At 73.2% G+C, this 19,733-nt stretch carries 10 protein-coding genes and 1 pseudogene; 5 read left to right on the plus strand and 6 right to left on the minus strand.

The annotated features are described in order from the left end of the window. Positions 1–31 precede the first annotated feature (31 nt). Both ABEA77_RS08345 and glgP read right to left on the minus strand, forming a co-directional pair. Positions 32–1,273, minus strand: coding sequence for an alginate lyase family protein (locus ABEA77_RS08345; protein ID WP_345643337.1), 1,242 nt, complete (start codon positions 1,271–1,273; stop codon positions 32–34). A gap of 284 nt (positions 1,274–1,557) precedes the next feature. Continuing rightward, a complete protein-coding gene (glgP, locus tag ABEA77_RS08350; protein ID WP_345643341.1) occupies positions 1,558–4,248 on the minus strand; it encodes an alpha-glucan family phosphorylase in 2,691 nt (896 codons plus the stop codon). Positions 4,249–4,807: 559 nt separating this feature from the next. On the opposite strand from glgP, the gene ABEA77_RS08355 reads away from it, so the two are divergent. The 4 genes and pseudogenes from ABEA77_RS08355 to glgB all read left to right on the plus strand — a co-directional run bounded on the left by ABEA77_RS08355 (position 4,808) and on the right by glgB (position 12,910). Beyond that, positions 4,808–6,796 carry an alpha-1,4-glucan--maltose-1-phosphate maltosyltransferase gene (locus tag ABEA77_RS08355; RefSeq protein WP_345643477.1) on the plus strand — a complete coding sequence of 663 codons (1,989 nt, stop codon included), beginning with the start codon at positions 4,808–4,810 and terminating at the stop codon, positions 6,794–6,796. Further along, positions 6,793–8,508: pseudogene (gene treS, locus ABEA77_RS08360) on the plus strand (maltose alpha-D-glucosyltransferase); the annotation flags it as partial. The gene ABEA77_RS08355 and the pseudogene treS, both read left to right, overlap by 4 nt. Positions 8,509–8,918: 410 nt before the next feature. After that, positions 8,919–10,343: a maltokinase N-terminal cap-like domain-containing protein gene (locus ABEA77_RS08365; RefSeq protein ID WP_345643343.1), complete on the plus strand. Its 1,425-nt coding sequence runs from the start codon at positions 8,919–8,921 to the stop codon at positions 10,341–10,343. Positions 10,344–10,501: 158 nt separating this feature from the next. Continuing rightward, a complete protein-coding gene (gene glgB, locus ABEA77_RS08370) occupies positions 10,502–12,910 on the plus strand; it encodes a 1,4-alpha-glucan branching enzyme (RefSeq protein WP_345643346.1) in 2,409 nt (802 codons plus the stop codon). A 145-nt stretch (positions 12,911–13,055) separates the two neighbouring features. Here the strand turns inward: glgB and ABEA77_RS08375 are convergent, their stop codons facing one another. From ABEA77_RS08375 to ABEA77_RS08385, 3 genes are read right to left on the minus strand one after another with little or no spacing between them, the layout of a single operon-like run. Next, positions 13,056–14,189 (minus strand): glycosyltransferase, encoded by a 1,134-nt coding sequence (locus ABEA77_RS08375; protein ID WP_345643349.1) that lies wholly within the window; start codon positions 14,187–14,189, stop codon positions 13,056–13,058. A 26-nt stretch (positions 14,190–14,215) separates the two neighbouring features. Further along, positions 14,216–14,851: a TetR/AcrR family transcriptional regulator gene (locus ABEA77_RS08380; RefSeq protein WP_345643351.1), complete on the minus strand. Its 636-nt coding sequence runs from the start codon at positions 14,849–14,851 to the stop codon at positions 14,216–14,218. A gap of 45 nt (positions 14,852–14,896) precedes the next feature. Then, positions 14,897–17,161, minus strand: a complete 2,265-nt coding sequence (locus tag ABEA77_RS08385; protein WP_345643353.1) for a HelD family protein — start codon at positions 17,159–17,161, stop codon at positions 14,897–14,899. A gap of 249 nt (positions 17,162–17,410) precedes the next feature. Here ABEA77_RS08385 and ABEA77_RS08390 point away from each other — a divergent pair, with 249 nt between their 5' ends. Continuing rightward, a complete protein-coding gene (locus ABEA77_RS08390) occupies positions 17,411–18,169 on the plus strand; it encodes a class I SAM-dependent methyltransferase (RefSeq protein ID WP_345643355.1) in 759 nt (252 codons plus the stop codon). Between the two features lie 136 nt (positions 18,170–18,305). On the opposite strand, the gene ABEA77_RS08395 is transcribed toward ABEA77_RS08390, so the two are convergent. Next, the gene (locus ABEA77_RS08395) at positions 18,306–19,697 is read right to left on the minus strand and encodes a cation:dicarboxylate symporter family transporter (RefSeq protein WP_345643358.1); all 1,392 of its coding nucleotides are present in this window, start codon (positions 19,695–19,697) and stop codon (positions 18,306–18,308) included. Positions 19,698–19,733: the final 36 nt, after the last annotated feature.

Below are 19,733 nucleotides of genomic sequence, written 5' to 3' on the forward strand. Positions count from 1 at the left end.
GGACGGCAGGCCACGGCTCGTGCGACGCCGACTAGTTGGGGTTCTCCGCGTTGGTGAGCGTCTCCCAGGCGACGAACAGGTCGTTCGAGCCCGCCGGACGCTGCGACTCGGTCAGGGCCTGCGTGTTGGTCATCGCGATGCCCTTGCGGGTGTGCAGGGCGTTGAAGCCGACCTCGGTGATCGGGCCGAGGCCGAGCGTGAGGCTCTTGCCCGGGCACAGGTCGGAGGGCTTGGACGCGGCCTTCGTCTCGAACTTCGCCTGGAAGCCGAGCGCCTGCCGCAGCCGCTCCCCGACCTGCGGGTAGAGGTCCTGGCCCTGGATGCGGGCCGTCTCGTAGACATGGCCGATGTTGGAGATGCCGTAGCCGGTGTGCGTGAAGTCGCGGCAGGTCTCCTGCGTGACACCGGCCATCGACGCGTTGTACGTCGACTGGCCCTGCCAGTAGGAGACGATCTTGTCGCGGGTGTCGAGGTTCTGGCTCGGCACCGTCTTCGGCAGGTCGCCGTCCGACGGCAGGTAGACGTAGGCGGCGGTCCTGGTCAGGTACTTGGAGATCGCGGTGTCGTAGTCCGTCGTGTCGTCGAGGTAGACGGAGATGCTCACCGCCGCCTCCATCATCGTCAGCTCCCAGTTCCCGTTGGAGTTGGAGCCCTTGATGAGGTTCGGCAGGTAGACGTTGCGCAGCATGGTGTCGAACCGGCCCTCGCCCGGCCAGTTGCCGTACACGTGCTTGATGATCTCCGCGGCCTTGGGCCAGGAGGCTCCCGCCCAGCCGGTCTGGAGCGGGGCGTTGGAGTTGGTGTGCTGCTGGATGGTCGCCGACCAGGCGTCCATCAGCTGGATCGCCTTCTGCGCGTAGCGGTCGTCGCGGGTGATGTACCAGGTGAGCGCGTCGGTGTAGGCGGCGATCGCGTCCTGGCGCTCGTCGGTGCAGCCGTTGTTGGGGTTGGAGTACGAGCCGCACTCCACGTTCGCGCGCGGTTTCGGCGTGCGGTTGAGGTCGGCGTACCGGCTCGCCGCCATCTGGTCGTAGGCGGACTTCCAGGGCTGGGCCCCCGCCTGCACCTTGCTCCGCACGAAGTCCAGCTGTGCGGTGTTCAGGTTGACGCCGGGGTGGACGAAGGCCGCGGGCGCGGCGGCCACGGCCGGCGCCCCCGCGGGGTGGGCCGCGCCCGTGGTGGTGGCCGAGGCGGGCGCCATGCAGAGGGCCGCGGTGACACCGGCGAGCGCGGTGCCGAGGCCGATGAGGCGCGAGGTCTTTCCGGTGCGCATGTGGGGATGCCTTCCGGTGCGGGGATGCCGCAACTCCGCCCGGCAGGCGACCAGTCGTTCATCCACATGAACGCCGGGTGAAGTTGTGAACGTGTTGGCAGGGAAGGTAGAGCCGCCGCACAGCACGCGTCAAGGTCCGTACCTTTACTGGTCCGTTGGGGCCCCGAGCCGCTGAGCCACGCACCCCTGCCCGCACTCCGGGCACCCGCTGCGGCGGCACACGACAGCGGTGCGCCCCGGGGCCCGGGCCCCGGGGCGCACCGCGCCCGCCGACGCGCCCCGCGCTACCGCAGCAGCACGCCCGCGTGCTCGCCCGCCGCCTCCGCGGGCAGGGCGACCAGGCCGAGGTCGGCGCCGTTGGCCAGCAGCGGGTGCGCGGGCAGCACCCGCACCGTGTAGCCGAACGGGCCCGTGCGGTCCAGCGCGAGCGGCCCCTCGAAGACCCAGCGGCCCTCGCCGTCGGCACCGCCCGCGGGCTTCAGCGGGAACGCCTGCGCGTCCGCGAGGGCGTCGTCGGAGCCGACCCGTCCGGCGACCGCCTGCACCTCGACGTCCTCGGGCCGCAGTTCTCCGAGGCCCACGCCCACCCGCAGCGACAGCGTGGCGCCCAGCTCGGCCGAGCCGCCGGCCGCGCCGGCCGAGGCGGCCTCCACATGGTCGACCGAGACATACGGCCACAGCGTGCGCACCCGGTACTTCCACGCCGCCAGCTCGGCCGCCGCCTCCGGGTCGAGCCGCCGGTGCGCCAGCGCGGCCGGCACGTACAGCCGCTCCACGTACTCCCGCACCATCCGGCCCGCGAGCACCTTCGGCCCCAGGGTGACCAGGGTGCGGCGGACCATTTCGATCCACCGGCCCGGCAGGCCCGCGCCGTCGCCGCCGCGGTCGTAGAAGCGCGGCGCGATCCGGTTCTCGATCAGCTCGTAGAGCGCGTTGGCCTCCAGCTCGTCGCGCCGGTTCTCGTCCGCCGCCGCCGACCCGTCGGCGGTGGGGATCGCCCAGCCGAAGTCCGGCTCGTACCACTCGTCCCACCAGCCGTCCAGGACCGAGAGGTTGAGGCAGCCGTTCAGCGCGGCCTTCATGCCGCTCGTGCCGCACGCCTCCAGCGGGCGGAGCGGGTTGTTCAGCCAGACGTCGCAGCCCGGGTAGAGCTTCTGCGCCATGCCCATGCCGTAGTCGGGCAGGAACACGATCCGCTCCCGCACCCGCGGGTCGTCCGCGAAGTGCACCAGCTCCTGGATGAGCCGCTTGCCGCCGTCGTCCGCCGGGTGCGCCTTGCCCGCCACCACGATCTGCACCGGGCGCTCGGGGTCGAGCAGCAGCCGCGTCAGCCGCTCGCGGTCCCGCAGCATCAGCGTCAGCCGCTTGTACGAGGGCACCCGGCGGGCGAAGCCGATGGTCAGCACGTCAGGGTCGAGCACGGAGTCGATCCAGCCGAGCTCCGCCGCGGCCGCGCCGCGCTGCCGCCACGAGGCGCGCAGCCTGCCGCGCACCTCCTCGACGAGCTGCCCGCGCAACGCCCGCCGCACCCGCCACACGTCCTCGTCCGGGATCTCCCCGACGGCGTCCCACCGGCCGGAGCCGCCGACGCTCAGCGCCTGCTCGGCCCGCTCGGCGCCGATCTTCCCGGCCCCCAGTGCGGCCACCTCGGGGGCCACCCAGGTCGGCGCGTGGACACCGTTGGTCACACTGGTGATCGGCACCTCGTCGGCGTCGAAGCCCGGCCAGAGGGCGGCGAACATCTCCCGGCTCACGGCGCCGTGCAGGGTGGACACGCCGTTGGCCCGTCCGGCGAGCCGCAGCCCCATCACGGCCATGTTGAACAGGTGGGGGTCGCCGCCCTGGTAGGTCTCTAGACCGAGGCCGAGTACCCGCTCCACGTCGACCCCCGGCAGTTCGCCGTCCTCGCCGAAGTGGCGCTCGACGAGGCCGCGGTCGAAGCGGTCGATGCCCGCGGGCACCGGGGTGTGGGTGGTGAAGACCGTGCCCGCGCGGACCGCTTCGAGCGCCGCCTCGAAGCCGGTGCCCCCGGCGTCCGCCGCGATCAGCTCGCGGATGCGTTCGAGGCCGAGGAAGCCCGCGTGGCCCTCGTTGGTGTGGAAGACCTCGGGCTCGGGGTGCCCGGTCAGCCTGCAGTACGCGCGCACGGCCCGCACCCCGCCGATGCCGAGCAGCATCTCCTGGAGCAGCCGGTGCTCGCTGCCGCCGCCGTAGAGCCGGTCGGTCACCTCGCGCTCGGTGGGCCCGTTCTCCTCGACGTCCGAGTCGAGCAGCAGCAGCGGCACCCGGCCGACCTGCGCCTGCCAGACGCGGGCGCGCAGCACCCGGCCGGCCGGCAGCGCGAGCTCCACCAGGACGGGCGTCCCGTCCGGCGCGCGCAGCCAGGTCAGCGGCAGCTCGTGCGGGTCGAGGACCGGGTAGGTCTCCTGCTGCCAGCCGTCGCGGGACAGGGACTGGCGGAAGTAGCCGTGCCGGTAGAGCAGCCCGACACCGATCAGCGGCGCGCCCAGGTCGCTCGCCGCCTTCAGGTGGTCGCCCGCGAGGATGCCGAGGCCGCCCGAGTACTGCGGCAGGGCCGCGGTGATGCCGAACTCGGGCGAGAAGTACGCGACGGCGGCGGGCAGCTCGCCGCCCGGCCCACCCGCCGCCTCGTCCGCGGGCCCGGTGAGACCCGCGTCCCGCCGCTGGTACCAGCGCTCGCCGTTCAGGTAGGCGTCGAGGTCGGCGGCGGCCGCGTCCAGTCCGGCGAGGAAGTCCCGGTCCGCGGCGAGTTCGGCGAGCCGCCCGGCGGAGACGGCCCCGAGCAGCCGCACCGGGTCGTGGCCCGCCGCGCGCCACCCCTCGGGGTCCACGGCCTCGAACAGTTCGCGGGTCGGCGTGTGCCAGGACCAGCGCAGGTTGCGGGCCAGGTCGTTCAGCGGGCCGAGGGGCTCGGGAAGTACCGGGCGGACGGTGAACCGACGGATTGCCTTCACGTGCTCCACCTTCGCAAGGGACATACGTATCGGAGGGGACGCGCCGCGCCGGGCGTCCCGCCGTGGTGAGACGTTAGCCGGACCCTGCCCCCGACAACCACGGCGCATTCGCGCGCGTCGCGGCGGTTTCCGCGCCGTACCTACGGCGTACCCCGCGAGGATCCGCCGTGTTGTGCCGGGGCACGCGCCGGATGGGGCAGCATGCGGGGTGCGCGGCCCGGACTCGCGCGCGGCGGCCGCTCGGTGGAGGATTGGGTGACCGCTTCGGTGCGGGGAGTTAACACTCCGCCGGATTGGCGGGCCCGTCCGCATGGAAGGCTCCTCCGTACGCGCGGTCCGCACGGGCTGTTCGGGTGAACGCGCACGAGAACGGCCCTGCTCGCACCGTGTCCGCACTCGATCAAGCAGCTAAAAAGAACAGCAAAAGCCGTACAAAATCTGATCGCCCGCCGTAGTCGCCCGCACCGGGCACCGCCCGGCAGCACCGCCTGCACCACACCCGCACCACGCGCACTGCCCGCCACGCCCGCCCGCCCAGCCTCCAGGTGATTCGGTGAAACTGATCGGTCGCATCCCCGTCCTCGACGTCGCTCCCCTCGTCGACTGCGGCAGACGCCCCGCCAAGGCGGTGAGCGGTGAAACCTTCCAGGTCACCGCCACCGTCTTCCGCGAGGGCCATGACGCGGTGGCGGCCAACGTGGTCCTCACCGACCCGGCGGGCCGCCCGGGGCCCTTCACGCCCATGCGCGAGCTGGCGCCCGGCACGGACCGGTGGGGCGCGGAGGTCACCCCGACGGAGGAAGGCGCCTGGACGTACACGGTGGAGGCGTGGAGCGACCCGGTCACCACCTGGCGGCACACGGCGTCGATCAAGATCCCGGCGGGCATCGACACGGACCTGGTGCTCGCGGAGGGCGCCGCGCTGTACGAGCGGGCGGCCGAGGGCGTGCCGAAGCGCGAGGGCCGCGAGTCGGTGCTCGCCGCGGTGGACGCGCTGCGCGACGCCGCACGCCCGGCGGCGGCGCGGCTCGCGGCGGCGCTGACGCCCGAGGTGGACGAGGCGCTGGCGAAGCACCCGCTGCGCGACCTGGTCTCCGCGTCGAAGCCGCTGCCGCTGAAGGTCGAGCGCAGGCGCGCGCTGTTCGGGTCGTGGTACGAGATGTTCCCGCGGTCCGAGGGCGCGCAGGTCAGGCCCGGCGAGCCGCCGGTGAGCGGGACCTTCGCGACGGCGGCGGAGCGGCTGCCCGCGATCGCCGCGATGGGCTTCGACGTGGTGTACCTGCCGCCCATCCACCCCATCGGCACCACCTTCCGCAAGGGCCCCAACAACACCCTGTCGGCCGGCCCCGAGGACGTCGGGGTGCCGTGGGCGATCGGCTCCGCCGAGGGCGGACACGACGCGGTCCACCCGGACCTCGGCACCATCGAGGACTTCGACCGGTTCGTCGAGACCGCCCGCGACCTGCGCATGGAGGTCGCGCTCGACTTCGCCCTCCAGTGCTCGCCCGACCACCCGTGGGTCAAGAAGAAGCCGGAGTGGTTCCACCACAGGCCGGACGGCTCGATCGCGTACGCGGAGAACCCGCCGAAGAAGTACCAGGACATCTACCCGATCGCGTTCGACGCGGACATGCGAGGACTCGTGCGGGAAACCGTGCGGGTGCTGCGGTACTGGATGGAGCACGGGGTACGCGTCTTCCGGGTCGACAACCCGCACACCAAGCCCGTGGTCTTCTGGGAGAAGGTCATCCGTACCGTGAACCGGACCGATCCGGACGTGGTCTTCCTCGCCGAGGCGTTCACCCGCCCGGCGATGATGCGCACCCTGGCGGCGATCGGCTTCCAGCAGTCCTACACCTACTTCACCTGGCGCAACAGCAAGCAGGAGCTGACGGACTACCTCACCGAGCTGTCGCGCGAGACCGCCGCGTACATGCGCCCGAATTTCTTCGTCAACACGCCCGACATCCTGCACGCGTACCTTCAGGAGGGCGGCCGGCCGGCGTTCGAGGTGCGCGCGGTGCTCGCGGCGACGATGTCCCCGTCCTGGGGTGTGTACGCGGGGTACGAGCTGTGCGAGAACACCCCGGTGCGCCCCGGCAGCGAGGAGTACATGGACTCCGAGAAGTACCAGCTGCGCCCCAGGGACTGGGAGGCGGCCGAGCGGGAGGGCCGCACGATCGCACCACTGATCACCACGCTCAACCGGCTGCGGCGCAGGCATCCGGCGCTCCAGCAGCTGCGGGACATCCACTTCCACCACGCCGACAACGACTCCGTCCTGGTGTACAGCAAGCGGGCGGGTTCGAACATCGTTCTGGTGGTCGCCAACCTCGACCCGCACCACACCCAGGAGGCCACGGTCTCGTTGGACATGCCGCGGCTCGGCCTCGAATGGCACGAGACCGTTCCGGTGCGCGACGAGCTCACCGGCGACACCTATCACTGGGGCAGGGCCAACTATGTGCGCCTGGAGCCGGGCGTCACGCCCGCGCACATCGTCGCCCTGCGACCGTCCCCGCCGATCGGAGGGTCACCCACATCATGATCGTCAATGAGCCCGTCCACGACACCTTCGAGGACACTCCCGCGAAGGACCGCAACCCCGACTGGTTCAAACGCGCCGTCTTCTACGAGGTCCTGGTGCGTTCGTTCCAGGACAGCAACGGCGACGGCATCGGTGACCTCAAGGGCCTCACCGCCAAGCTCGACTATCTGCAGTGGCTCGGCGTCGACTGCCTCTGGCTGCCGCCGTTCTTCAAGTCCCCGCTGCGCGACGGCGGGTACGACGTGGCCGACTACACGGCCGTACTGCCGGAGTTCGGCGACCTCGCCGACTTCGTGGAGTTCGTCGACGCCGCGCACCAGCGCGGCATGCGTGTGATCATCGACGTGGTCATGAACCACACGAGCGACCAGCACCCCTGGTTCCAGGAGTCGCGCGCCAACCCGGAAGGGCCGTACGGCGACTACTACGTCTGGGCAGACGACGACAAGCAGTACCCCGACGCCCGGATCATCTTCGTCGACACCGAGGCGTCCAACTGGACCTTCGACCCGGTGCGCAAGCAGTACTACTGGCACCGGTTCTTCTCCCACCAGCCGGACCTCAACTACGAGAACCCGACGGTGCAGGAGGAGATGATCTCCGCCCTGCGGTTCTGGCTCGACCTCGGTATCGACGGCTTCCGCCTCGACGCCGTGCCCTACCTGTACGCGGAGGAGGGCACCAACTGCGAGAACCTGCCGCGCACGCACGAGTTCCTCAAGCGGGTGCGCGCGGAGATCGACGCGCACTACCCGGACACCGTGCTGCTCGCCGAGGCCAACCAGTGGCCTGAGGACGTGGTCGACTACTTCGGCGACTACGCCAAGGGCGGCGACGAGTGCCACATGGCGTTCCACTTCCCGGTGATGCCGCGCATCTTCATGGCGGTGCGCCGCGAGTCGCGCTACCCCGTCTCCGAGATCCTCGCGAAGACCCCGGCGATCCCGAGCGGCTGCCAGTGGGGCATCTTCCTGCGCAACCACGACGAGCTCACGCTCGAAATGGTGACGGACGAGGAACGCGACTACATGTACGCGGAGTACGCCAAGGACCCGCGGATGCGCGCCAACATCGGCATCAGGCGGCGCCTCGCCCCGCTGCTCGACAACGACCGCAACCAGATCGAGCTGTTCACCGCGCTGCTGCTTTCGCTGCCCGGCTCGCCGATCCTCTACTACGGCGACGAGATCGGCATGGGCGACAACATCTGGCTCGGCGACCGCGACGCGGTCAGAACGCCGATGCAGTGGACGCCCGACCGCAACGCCGGCTTCTCGTCGAGCGATCCCGGCCGGCTCTACCTGCCCACGATCATGGACCCGGTCTACGGCTACCAGGTCACCAACGTCGAGGCGGCCATGGCGTCGCCCTCCTCGCTGCTGCACTGGACCCGCCGGATGATCGAGATCCGCAAGCAGAACCCGGCGTTCGGCATCGGCTCGTACACCGAACTGCCGTCGTCCAACCCGGCGGTGCTCGCCTTCCTGCGGGAGGCGCCGTCGCCCGAGGGCAACGGCGACGACCTCGTGCTGTGCGTACACAACTTCTCCCGCTTCGCGCAGCCCACCGAGCTCGACCTGCGCGAGTACAGCGGGCGCCACCCGGTCGAGCTGATCGGCGGGGTGCGCTTCCCCGCCATCGGCGAGTGGCCCTACCTGCTGACGCTCGCGGGCCACGGCTTCTACTGGTTCCGGCTGCGCAAGGACGCGGCGCCCGCGCCGCTGTCGTCGGGGCCCTCGCTCGGCGCCGGGGTCGGTGCCGCGCCGGACGCCAGGCCCGCCGCCGCGCCGGGCCCGAAGGAGGCGGTGCGCGCCGAGAGTCCGGAGGAGGCGGCTGGTCCTTCCGAGGACGGTACGCGGGTCCGCCCGCGGTCCTGAGCACCGGGTGGCCACGGCGACGCCCGGCCGGCGCGGCCCGTGCGGGACGGTTTCCCCCGTCCCGCACGGGGCACTCTCACCGACGGCCGGCTCGTGGGGCTCACGCCGCGTCCGGATACTCCGTCACGGCTCGGCTCCGTACGGATCATCCTCACCCGACACATCCCGTACAGCCGGACAGCAACCGCCGCAATCCGGGAGACTCCGCGCATCCTGTGGTGTTCCCGGGGAAAGGACGCGCTGCCATGCCGAAGGCTGCATCCGCCCGGAGTACCGCACGCGCCGTCCGGGCACACACCCCCTCGGCCGCCGCGACCGCGGTGGTCGAGTCCCTCGCCCCCCTGCTGCTCGACTGGCTGCCACGGCAGCGCTGGTTCGCGGGCAAGGGCCGCGGTCTGACGGGGCTCGTGCCCATGGCGGTCACCGAGCTGCTGCCGCCCGTCCCCTCGGGCGGCGAGGGCCCGGGGCTGCTGCACCTGCTGCTGCGCGTGGAGCAGCACGACGAGCGGGGGCCCGAGCCGACCGCCGCCGACGACTGCTACCAACTCCTGCTCGGCGTACGGACGTCACTGCCGCAGCACCTCTCCTCCGCGCTGGTCGGCCGGGCCACCGGGGGTCCGCTCGCGGGCCGCACGGTCTACGACGCGCTGCACGACCCCTACCTCGCGGGCGTGCTGATGGACCGGCTGCGCTCGGTGGACGCGGTCGGGCCGCTGCGCTTCGGCCGGGCGGGCCGCATCCCGGCCGGGCTCTCCCCCAGGCCGCTCGGCGCCGAGCAGTCCAACACGTCCCTGGTGTACGGGGACGCCTACATCCTGAAGATCCTGCGGCGGGTGGTGCCGGGCCCGCACCCGGACCTGGAGCTGCCGCGCGCGCTCGCCGCCGAGGGGTGCGAGCGGGTGCCCGCGCCGGTCGCCTGGTTCGAGGCGGAGGATCCGGCGGGCGGCGCGGAGCGGCTGACGCTCGGCATCCTCCAGCCGTATCTGCGCGGCTCGACGGACGGCTGGCAGCTGGCGCTCGCCGCGCTCGCGGACGGCCGCGACTTCGTTCCGGAGGCGCGCGACCTGGGCCGGGCCACCGCCGAGGTGCACCTGGCGCTGGCGGCGGCGCTGCCGACGGTGACGCTCGACCGGGCCCGTACGGCGGAGCTTGCCAAGGCGATGAGCCGCAGGCTCGCCGCCGCGGCGCAGGCGGTGCCCGCGCTCCAGCCGTACGCGCCGGGGCTGCGCGCCGCGTTCGAGGCGCTGCGCGCGACGGAGCGCGCGCGGCCCGCCCAGCGGGTCCACGGCGACCTGCACCTCGGCCAGATACTGCACACCCCGGACGGCCGCTGGTCCGTCATCGACTTCGAGGGCGAGCCCGCGAGACCGCTCGCCGAGCGCACCAGGCCGCAGCCGCCGGTGCGGGACGTCGCGGGGATGCTGCGCTCCTTCGACTACGCGGCGCGCTCCCACGAACCCTGGCGCGCGGACTGGGCGGCACGCTGCCGCGACGCCTACTGCGAGGGGTACGCAGAGGCCGCGGGCGGCGACCCGCGCGCCGAGCCCGAGCTGCTGCGCGCCTACGAGACGGACAAGGCCGTCTACGAGGTGCTGTACGAGGCACGGCACAGGCCAGACTGGCTGCCCGTCCCGATGGCCGCGATCGAGCGCCTCGCGGCCGGGGGCTGAGCGGCGCGCCCCCCTCGGGCGCCCCCTTCGCTCCGCTCCCCCGGCCCGCTCGCGCCGCGGGCCCGGGTCCAGCAGACTCGTCCCACGGCACCCCCGCGCACGCCACCCCCCGCGCTTCACGCCCACGCCCGTTTGACGCTCGCCGAGGAGGCAGCACCGTGACCGCCCGCCCGTCGTCCGACACCCCGTCGGAGCCAGAAGTCTCCGCCCGTTTCCGCCCCGCCAAGGCGTCGGGCTCCGTGCCGGCGGGCCCGCCGGGCAAGCAGCCGCCCGGCAGGCCCGTGCCCGCGCGCCGCACTCCGTCCGGGGACACCGGTGTCCCTTCTGGGGCCGCGGGCGGCTCCTCGCGCGGGCCCACGGGCACGCGGCCCGCGCCGCCGCTCGACGACGGCGACCGGGCGCGCCTGCTGCGCGGCGAGCACCACGATCCGCACGCGCTGCTCGGTGCCCACCCGGTGGCCGGCGGCGTGGCGGTGCGCGCGCTGCGGCCGTACGCGCGGGCGGTGGACGTCGTCGCCGACGGCTCGGTCACGGCGCTCGACGACGAAGGCGACGGGCTGTTCTCGGGTGTGCTGCCGCTGGCCGAGGTCCCCGTCTACACCCTGCGGGTGCGCTACGGGGACACCGAGGGCGACGACGTCGTCGACGTGCAGGATCCGTACCGGTTTTTGCCCGCACTCGGCGAACTCGACCTGCACCTGATCGCGGAGGGCCGGCACGAGGAGCTGTGGAAGGCGCTCGGCGCCACGGTCCTCGACCACCAGGGCGTGACCGGCACCCGCTTCACGGTGTGGGCGCCGAACGCGCGCGGGGTGCGGGTCGCCGGCGGCTTCAACTACTGGGACGGCACGGCGCTGCCGATGCGGTCGCTCGGTTCGACCGGCGTGTGGGAGCTGTTCGTCCCCGAGGTCGGCGAGGGCGACACGTACAAGTTCGACATCTGCACGCCCGAGGGGCACCACACGCTGCGCGCCGACCCGATGGCGCGGGCCGCCGAGGTGCCGCCCGCGACGGCGTCGGTGGTGACCGCGTCGCACCACGCGTGGCAGGACCAGGAGTGGCTGGCGCACCGCGCGGACCGGCCGGCGCACGCGGCGCCGTTCTCGGTGTACGAGGTGCACCTGCCGTCCTGGCGGCCCGGCCTCACCTACCGCCAGCTGGCCGAGCAACTGCCCGCGTACGTCACGGAGCTGGGCTTCACGCACGTGGAGCTGATGCCGATCGCGGAACACCCCTTCGGCGGTTCGTGGGGCTACCAGGTCACCGGCTTCTACGCGCCCACGTCGCGGATGGGCACGCCCGACGACTTCAGGTTCCTGGTGGACGCGCTGCACCGGGCGGGCATCGGTGTGCTCGTCGACTGGGTGCCCGCGCACTTCCCGAAGGACGACTGGGCGCTGGCGCACTTCGACGGGCGCCCGCTGTACGAGCCGGGCGACGCGCGCAGGGCCGAGCACCCCGACTGGGGCACGCTGACCTTCGACTACGGGCGCACCGAGGTGCGCAACTTCCTGGTGGCGAACGCCGTGTACTGGTGCGAGGAGTTCCACATCGACGGCCTGCGGGTCGACGCGGTGGCCTCGATGCTGTACCTGGACTACTCGCGCGAGGACGGGCAGTGGGCGCCCAACGAGTACGGCGGCCGGGAGAACCTGGACGCGGTGCGCTTCCTCCAGGAGATGAACGCCACGGTCTACCGGCGCTGTCCCGGTGTGGTGACGGTCGCGGAGGAGTCGACGGCCTGGGACGGAGTCACCCGCGCCACCCACCACACCGGCCCCGGCGGCTTCGGCGGCCTCGGCTTCGGCCTGAAGTGGAACATGGGGTGGATGCACGACTCGCTGGAGTACATGGCGAAGGAGCCGGTGCACCGCAAGTACCACCATGACGAGATGACGTTCTCGATGGTGTACGCGTACAGCGAGAACTACGTCCTGCCGATCTCGCACGACGAGGTCGTGCACGGCAAGGGCGCGCTGGTGTCGAAGATGCCGGGCGACTGGTGGCAGCAGCGCGCCAACCACCGCGCCTACCTGGGCTTCATGTGGGCCCATCCGGGCAAGCAACTGCTTTTCATGGGACAGGAGTTCGCGCAGGGCGCCGAGTGGTCGGAGAGTCACGGACCTGACTGGTGGCTGGTGGACTCCTCGTACACGGCGGCGGACGACCACCGGGGCGTGCGCAGCCTGGTGGCGGACCTCAACCGGGTCTACCGCGACACCCCGGCACTGTGGGAGCGGGACACCGAGCCCGAGGGGTTCGGCTGGGTCGAGGGCGGCGCGGCGGAGGACAACGTGTTCGCGTTCCTGCGGCTCGACCGCTCGGGCACACCGCTGCTCGCGGTGTCGAACTTCTCGCCCGTGGTGCGCGAGAACTACCGGCTCGGTGTGCCGGAGGCGTACGCGGGGTGGGCCGAGGTACTCAACACCGACGAGGCGCGGTACGGCGGCGGCGGTGTGCGCAACACCGAGGTGCTCAAGCCCGAGCCGGTCGCGGCGCACGGCCGCGGGGCCAGTGTGTGCCCGACGCTGCCGCCGCTGTCCACGGTGTGGTTCAGGCCCGTGTAGCAGCGGCACGGCCGCACGCGGCGGGGACACAGGCACCGGCCGGCGGCGCACTGCCGCCGGCCGGTGCCTGTGCGCGGGGCCGCAGGCTCCCGCTGCGGGGGTGTCGCCCCCGTGTGCGGGGGCGTTGCTCCCGGTGCGGTACGGGTCAGGCCAGCGCGGCGGCGAGGTGGTCGGCGACTTCGGCGGGCGACGGCATGCCGGCGATCTGGTCGGCGGCCTTGCGGGCGGCGTCCGCGTACTCCGGGCCGGCCAGCACGTCGGCCGCGGCGCGGGCGACGGACTCGGGGGTGGCTGCATCCGGCGGGACCGCGAGGCCTGTGCCCGAGGCCGCGACCCCGGCCGCCTGGAGGAACTGGTCGGCGCCCTGGGGCACGACGACGAGCGGCAGGCCGCGCGCGAGCGTGCCGAGCGTGGTGCCCGCGCCGCCGTGGGTGACGACGAGGTCGACACCGCGCAGCAGTTGGTCGAGGGGGGTGAAGCCGACGAACTCGACGCGCTCGCGGTCGATGTCGTAGTCGTCGGCCGACGCGGTGAGGCCGAGCGTGACGCGCAGGTCCACGTCGGCGGCCGACAGCGCGGCCAGGATCGGACCGAGGACGCGGGGCTCCGCGAAGTACGTGCCGAAGGAGACGAGCACCCGGCGTCGCGCGCCCTCCCGGGCCGGCTCGGGGGCGGCGGACGCGGCGCCGGGGCCGCGGTGCGGCTCCGGGCGCAGCGGGAGACGCCCCTCGGGCGCCTGCCAGTCCGGCGCCTGGAGCACGTCGGGGCAGGGGTCGAGGTACCACCGGGCCGGGGCGGGGGCGGCGCCGCGCGCGGCGAAGCGGGGCGCGGCGACCGCGGCGAGGCCGGCGGTGAACTCGTCCGGTATCGCGGGCCCGAAGGCGAGGGTGGCGAGCGGTACGCCGAGGACGGCGGCGGCGAGCGGTCCGACGACGTCACACGCCTCGGCGACGACCAGGTCGGGTGCGAAGTCCCTGGCGGCGGCGAGGGCGTCGTCGGCCGTCAGGTCGACGCGGGCGCCGGCGAAGAACTCGGCGACGGACTCGGGGGTGGGGTTGCTCGCCGCGTCGACGCCCGTCCTGCGGGCGGTCTCGGCGAAGAGCACGTCGACGGCGGGGCCCGCGGCGAGCAGGTCGATCCCCTCGGGCGCGAGGACGGGGGCGAAGGCCTCGCCGGTCAGCACGGCGACGGTGTCGCCGCGGTCGCGGAAGGCGCGGGCGAGCGGGAGCTGCGGCAGCAGATGGCCGTGTGCGGGGGTGCTGGAGAAGAGTACACGCATATTTATTAGAGTAGCGCTTCACTCAATTAGGCGGACGCGGCCCCGCCTGGCGCACCGAGCAGGGCGTAGGAGACCTGGTCGGTGAGCCACTCCTCGGCGCGCCGCCCGCTCCAGCCGAGGGCGCGCAGACGCCGCCAGGACGGAGGGCCCGCGTAGTACTCGAGGACGCGGACCGCGTCCCGCCGCGCCAGGCCGGCCCGCAGCGCGCCGAGATCCGCGAGGCGGGCGACGATGCCGTCGAGGCGTTCGCGCTGGAGGGCTTCCGCGCGCTCCACGGCGGCGGCGATGTCCGGGTCGGCCGAGGCGTTGTCGTACAGCACGGAGATGGCGCGCCCATGGCGCCGCAGCAGCGCACCGGCGCCCGCGAGGGTGAGCGCGACGACCTGCCCGCCGCTGTCGGCCGCGTCGACGGCGGCGAGCGCCCGGGTGACGGCCTCGTCGGCCGCGGCGCGCTCCATCAGCCCGACGACGAGGGCGGCCTTGCTGCCGAAGGAGGCGTAGACCGTGCCCGCCGCCACCTCGGCGGCCTCCGCGACGCGGCTGACGCTCACCCGCGGGTAGCCGTGCTCCGCGAAGAGGGACTCGGCCGCGTCCAGGATCGCGTTCCTGGTGGAGGCGGCGGCGCGCTCACGGACGGTGGAGCGGTAGGGGCGAGGTGACATGCGCCCACTGTAGGAGGGGCCGGCGGTCCGGCCGGGGCTGCGGAGCTACTCCCCCGCGGGCGGCGGCCCGGCCGCGTCGCCCTGTGCGCGGACGATGCCGAGCCACTGCGTGGCCCGTGTCAGGGCCACGTAGAGGTCGTTGGCGCCGCGCGGCGAACCGCCCCGCACGCCGTCCGGATCGACGACCACCACCCGGTCGAATTCGAGGCCCTTCGCCTGCCGGGCGGTGAGCAGCACGGCGGGGCTCGTCAGGTCGGGGGCCTCGCCGCAGGACGCCGAGGGCAGCGCGGCGGCGAGCCGGGGCAGCAGCACGGCGGGGGCGATCACCGCGAGCCTGCCGCCGTCCGCGGACTGGGCCCGCGCGCCCCGCTCGGCGGCGAGCGCGACCGCGGCCCGCACCAACTCGCCCTCGGGCACGGTCCGCACGAGCGGCTCCGCGCCGGTGGACCGTACGGAGCGCGGCGGCTCGAAGCCCGGCTCCACGGACCTGCGCACCTCGGCGGCGACCGCCATGATCTCCGCCGGGGTGCGGTAGTTGACGCCGAGCCGCTCAAGGCGCCAGCGGTCCCCCACATACGGCCCGAGGATCTCCTGCCAGGTGTCGCAGCCCGCAGCGTCACCGGTCTGGGCGGGGTCGCCGACCAGGGTCATGGACCGGCTCGGGCAGCGGCGCATCAGCAACCGCCAGGCCATCGCGGACAGTTCCTGCGCCTCGTCCACGACGATGTGCCCGAAGGCCCAGGTGCGGTCGGCGGCGGCGCGCTCGGCGGCGCTGCGGGTGTCGGCCTCCTCCTGCCGCTCGGCGAACCGCTCGGCGTCGATGATGTCGTGGGCCGTGAGGACCTCGGACTCCTCGTCCTCGAACTCGTAGGTCGTGGAGCCCGCGGAGACGTCGAGCACGCCCTGCGCGTACGCGATCTGCTCCTGACGCGCGGCCTCCTGGGCGGCGCGCTCCGCGCTGTCGTCGGCGCCGAGGAGCTCGGCCGCCTCGTCGAGCAGCGGCACGTCGGCCGGGGTCCAGGGGCCGTCCACCCGCCGCACCAGGGCCTGTTCGTGCTCGGGCAGCTGGAGCGGGTCGGCGAGGAACCCCGCCACAAGACGCTCGGGGGTGAGGGAGGGCCACAGCTCGTCGATCGCCGCGTGCACGGCGCGGCTGGTGGCGATCTCCTTGCCGAGCTGGGCGATGTCGTCGGCGCCGAGCAGGTTGGGACCACCGTACGGGTCGGCGCCGAGGCGCTCGGCGAGCCCCGCGGTCAGGGCGTCGATGACGCGGAAAGCGAAGTGCGGGCGCGCGAGGTTGTGCGGCAGCCCGGTGGCGCGGGCCGCGGCGCGCGCGTCCTCGGCGCTCGCACGGTCGAGCGGGAGGACGCCGTGATCCTCGTGGACGATCTCCAGCACGTGCTCGGGCACCGTCTGGCGGTCCCGCACGGCGCGGGCGAGGACGCCCGCCATCCCGGGCGAGCCCTTGACGGCCGCGGCCGCCGGGGTGTCCTTGCCCCTCGCCGCGACGCCGGGGAACAGCTCGCCGACCGTCGCGAGCAGCACGCCGGTCTCGCCGAGCGAGGGCAGGACCTCGCCGATGTAGCCGAGGAAGGCGGGGTTGGGCCCGACGACGAGCACCGCGCGCCTGGCGAGCTGCTCGCGGTGCGCGTACAGCAGGTAGGCGGCGCGGTGCAGGGCGACGGCCGTCTTGCCGGTGCCGGGACCGCCCTCGACGACGAGGACGCCGCGGTGCGAGGCCCTGATGACGCGGTCCTGCTCGGCCTGGATGGTCTGCACGATGTCGGCCATGCGGCCGGTGCGCGCCGCGTTGAGGGCGGCGAGCAGCACTTCGTCCGCGTCGCGGCTCTCGTGGCCCGTGCGGGTCGTGTCGCCGAGGTCCATGATCTCGTCGTGCAGGTCCGTGACGGTGCGCCCGCGGGTGCTGAGGTGCCTGCGGCGGCGCAGGCCCATCGGGGAATAGCCCGTCGCGAGATAGAACGGGCGGGCGACGGGGGCACGCCAGTCGATCAGGAGAGGTGTGCGCTCCGCGTCGTCCTCGCGCATTCCGATACGGCCGATGTGATGGCTCACGCCGTCCCGGAAATCGATGCGCCCGAAACACAGTCCGCTCTCGACGGCATTCAGCTGGGCGAGCCGCGCCGTCTCCTCCTGGACGTGCACGTCGCGCTCCAGCTTGGCCTGCCTGCCGGTCCCGACCTGCGCGACGGACTGCCGCACCGAGCCCTCCGCCCGGTCCCTGAGGGCGTCGAGGCGGGCATAGAGATCGGAGATGAATTGCTGCTCGTCCTGTACCGCGTCGGTTGACAATTCTTCCCCTGCCCTGGTATTCTCCGTAATGAACGTCCGCACTCTCACACACAATCCCTTACGGCAATAACGGTGCTGATTGAGCGCGGAAACCCCCAATATACGCAGACAATGGCCCCGCTCGTCAATTGACGAGCGGGGCCATTGTCTTTCGTCACCGCGGCTTTCGCGTCACCGTCACCACCGCCGCCCGACGATGCGGGTGTCCAGGAAGCCTTTCTCCGCGCCTTCCACGCCGAACACCCGGACGTGACCTCCCAGTTGCTGGGCCGTGCCGGGACCGGGGACGGACGGTCGAGCTACCGGGTGCTGGCCGACCTCGTCGCGGGAGCCCGCCGGGTGGTCGAACTGGGCTGCGGCGACGGACTGTTGCTTGAGCTCCTGGCGCGGGAGCGCGACCCCGCGGACCTCGCGGGCGTCGACCTGTCGCCTCAGGCGCTGGCGCTCGCACGGCGGCGGCCCGCGCTCGCCGGGGCCCGGCTGCGCGTCGGCAGGGCCCAGGAACTGCCGTTCGCCGACGGTTCGTTCGACGCGTGCGTCGCGCACATGGCGCTGATGCTGATGGCGCAGGCCGACCGGGTGGCGGCCGAGGCCGCGCGGGTGCTGGCGCCCGGCGGGCTGCTTGCCTGCGTCGTGGGCGGCGGGGGCGAGGGGGCGTACGAGGTCTTCGCGGCGCTGCTGCGGCGGGCCGTACCGCCGGAGGCCGGGCCGCTGCGCATCCCACGCCTCGGCGATCCGCGCGCCAGGACCCGCGAGGGGCTCGACGAGCTGCTCGCGCCCGCCGGGTTCGGCCCGGTCGCCTGGGCGACGCTGCGCGTCGACCTGAGCGGCCCCGCCGAGCGGGTCTGGGAGTCCATGGCGGGGATGTACGACGTGCGGCCGCTGCCGCCGGATCTGGTGACCGAGGTGCGCGGCGCCTTCCTCGCGCAGGCCGCGGCGATCACCCCGCCAGGCGGGCCCACGCCGTGCGGCATGGTCCTGCACACGGCCCACGCGCGGCTGGGCTGAGCGGCGGGGCGCCGCCCGAGCGGACGCGCAGCCGCCCCGGGGGCGCCTTTGGGACGCAGTCGTCCGGCCGGCGGGGCGGCTGCGCGTCCGCTCGGGCCGGCCGGTTCCCCGGGCCGGGGTGGGGGGATGGGGGGGGTTAGACCCCGGCCCTGGTCTGCTGCGCGGCGTCGTCACCGCGCTGGTCGGCCACCGCGGCGGCGGGGGCCGCGGCCTTGTCGAGGGCGGGCGCCGCGGCCTTGTCGCTCTCGTCCATCAGCGTGCGCTCGTCGAACGGCACGCGGCCCGCGAGGACTTCGTCGAGGCGGCCCCGGTCGAGCTCCTTCGTCCAGTTGCCGACGAGAACGGTGGCGACGGCGTTGCCCGCGAAGTTGGTCAGGGCGCGCGCCTCGCTCATGAACCGGTCGATGCCGACGATCAGGCCGACGCCGTCGACCAGTTCCGGCCGGTGCGACTGGAGGCCGCCCGCGAGGGTGGCGAGCCCCGCGCCGGTGACGCCCGCCGCGCCCTTCGACGCGACGATCATGAAGACGAGCAGCGAGATCTGCTGGCCGATCGAGAGCGGCTTGTCCATCGCCTCGGCGATGAAGATGGACGCCATGGTCAGGTAGATGGCCGTGCCGTCGAGGTTGAACGAGTAGCCGGTCGGCACGGTGATGCCCGCGACGGACTTGCTGACGCCCAGGTGCTCCATCTTCGCGATCAGCCGGGGCAGCGCGGACTCCGACGAGGACGTGGAGAGGATCAGCAGGAACTCGCGCGCCAGGTACTTCAGCAGCAGGAAGATGTTGACCTTGGCGAACACCCGCAGCACCAGGCCGAGGACGACGAAGACGAAGATCGCGCAGGTGGCGTAGAAGCCGATCATGATCACGGCGAGCGACTTGAGCGCGTCGACGCCGGTCTCGCCGACCACCGCCGCCATCGCGCCGAACGCGCCCACCGGGGCGGCCCACATGATCATGGCGAGGATGCGGAACACCAGCCGCTGGATGTGCTCGATGCCGCGGAGCACCGGCTCGCCCGCCGAGCCCATGGCCTGCAGCGCGAAGCCCGCGAGCAGCGCGATCAGCAGCGCCTGGAGCGTGGAGCCCTCGGTGAAGGCGGAGACCAGGGTGGTGGGGATGATGCTGAGCAGGAAGTCGGGCAGCGAGTCGCTCGTCCCCTTGGCCTGCGCCACGCCGGACTGGCGTACGGACTCGGTGAGGTGCAGCCCCTGTCCTGGCTCCAGGATGTTGCCGACGATCAGGCCGATGGCGAGGGCGACGGTCGACATCACCAGGAAGTAGCCGATGGCCAGACCGCCGACGGCGCCCACCTTGGCGGCCTTGCGCACGGATCCGATGCCGAGCACGATCGTGCAGAAGATGACCGGCGCGATCATCATGGTGATGAGGTCGACGAATCCGGTGCCGATGGGCTTGAGCTGGACGGCGGTTCCGGGGGCGACGAAGCCCACCAGGATGCCGAGCAGCACGGCCACCACAACGGCGATGTACAGGAAGTGGGTTCGGTCCCGCCTCGCAGCCACGTGTCCTCCTTGACTCGGGGTCTCGGCGACTATCCA

Origin of the sequence: Streptomyces tremellae (assembly GCF_039540215.1) — a bacterium.
Classification (GTDB): Bacteria; Actinomycetota; Actinomycetes; order Streptomycetales; family Streptomycetaceae; genus Streptomyces; species Streptomyces tremellae.

Coding starts and splice junctions, on each gene's coding strand:
- ABEA77_RS08345 (WP_345643337.1), bottom strand. CDS start 1,273: ATGCGCACCGGAAAGACCTCGCGCCTCATCGGCCTCGGCACCGCGCTC.
- ABEA77_RS08365 (WP_345643343.1), top strand. CDS start 8,919: ATGCCGAAGGCTGCATCCGCCCGGAGTACCGCACGCGCCGTCCGGGCA.
- ABEA77_RS08375 (WP_345643349.1), bottom strand. CDS start 14,189: ATGCGTGTACTCTTCTCCAGCACCCCCGCACACGGCCATCTGCTGCCG.
- ABEA77_RS08380 (WP_345643351.1), bottom strand. CDS start 14,851: ATGTCACCTCGCCCCTACCGCTCCACCGTCCGTGAGCGCGCCGCCGCC.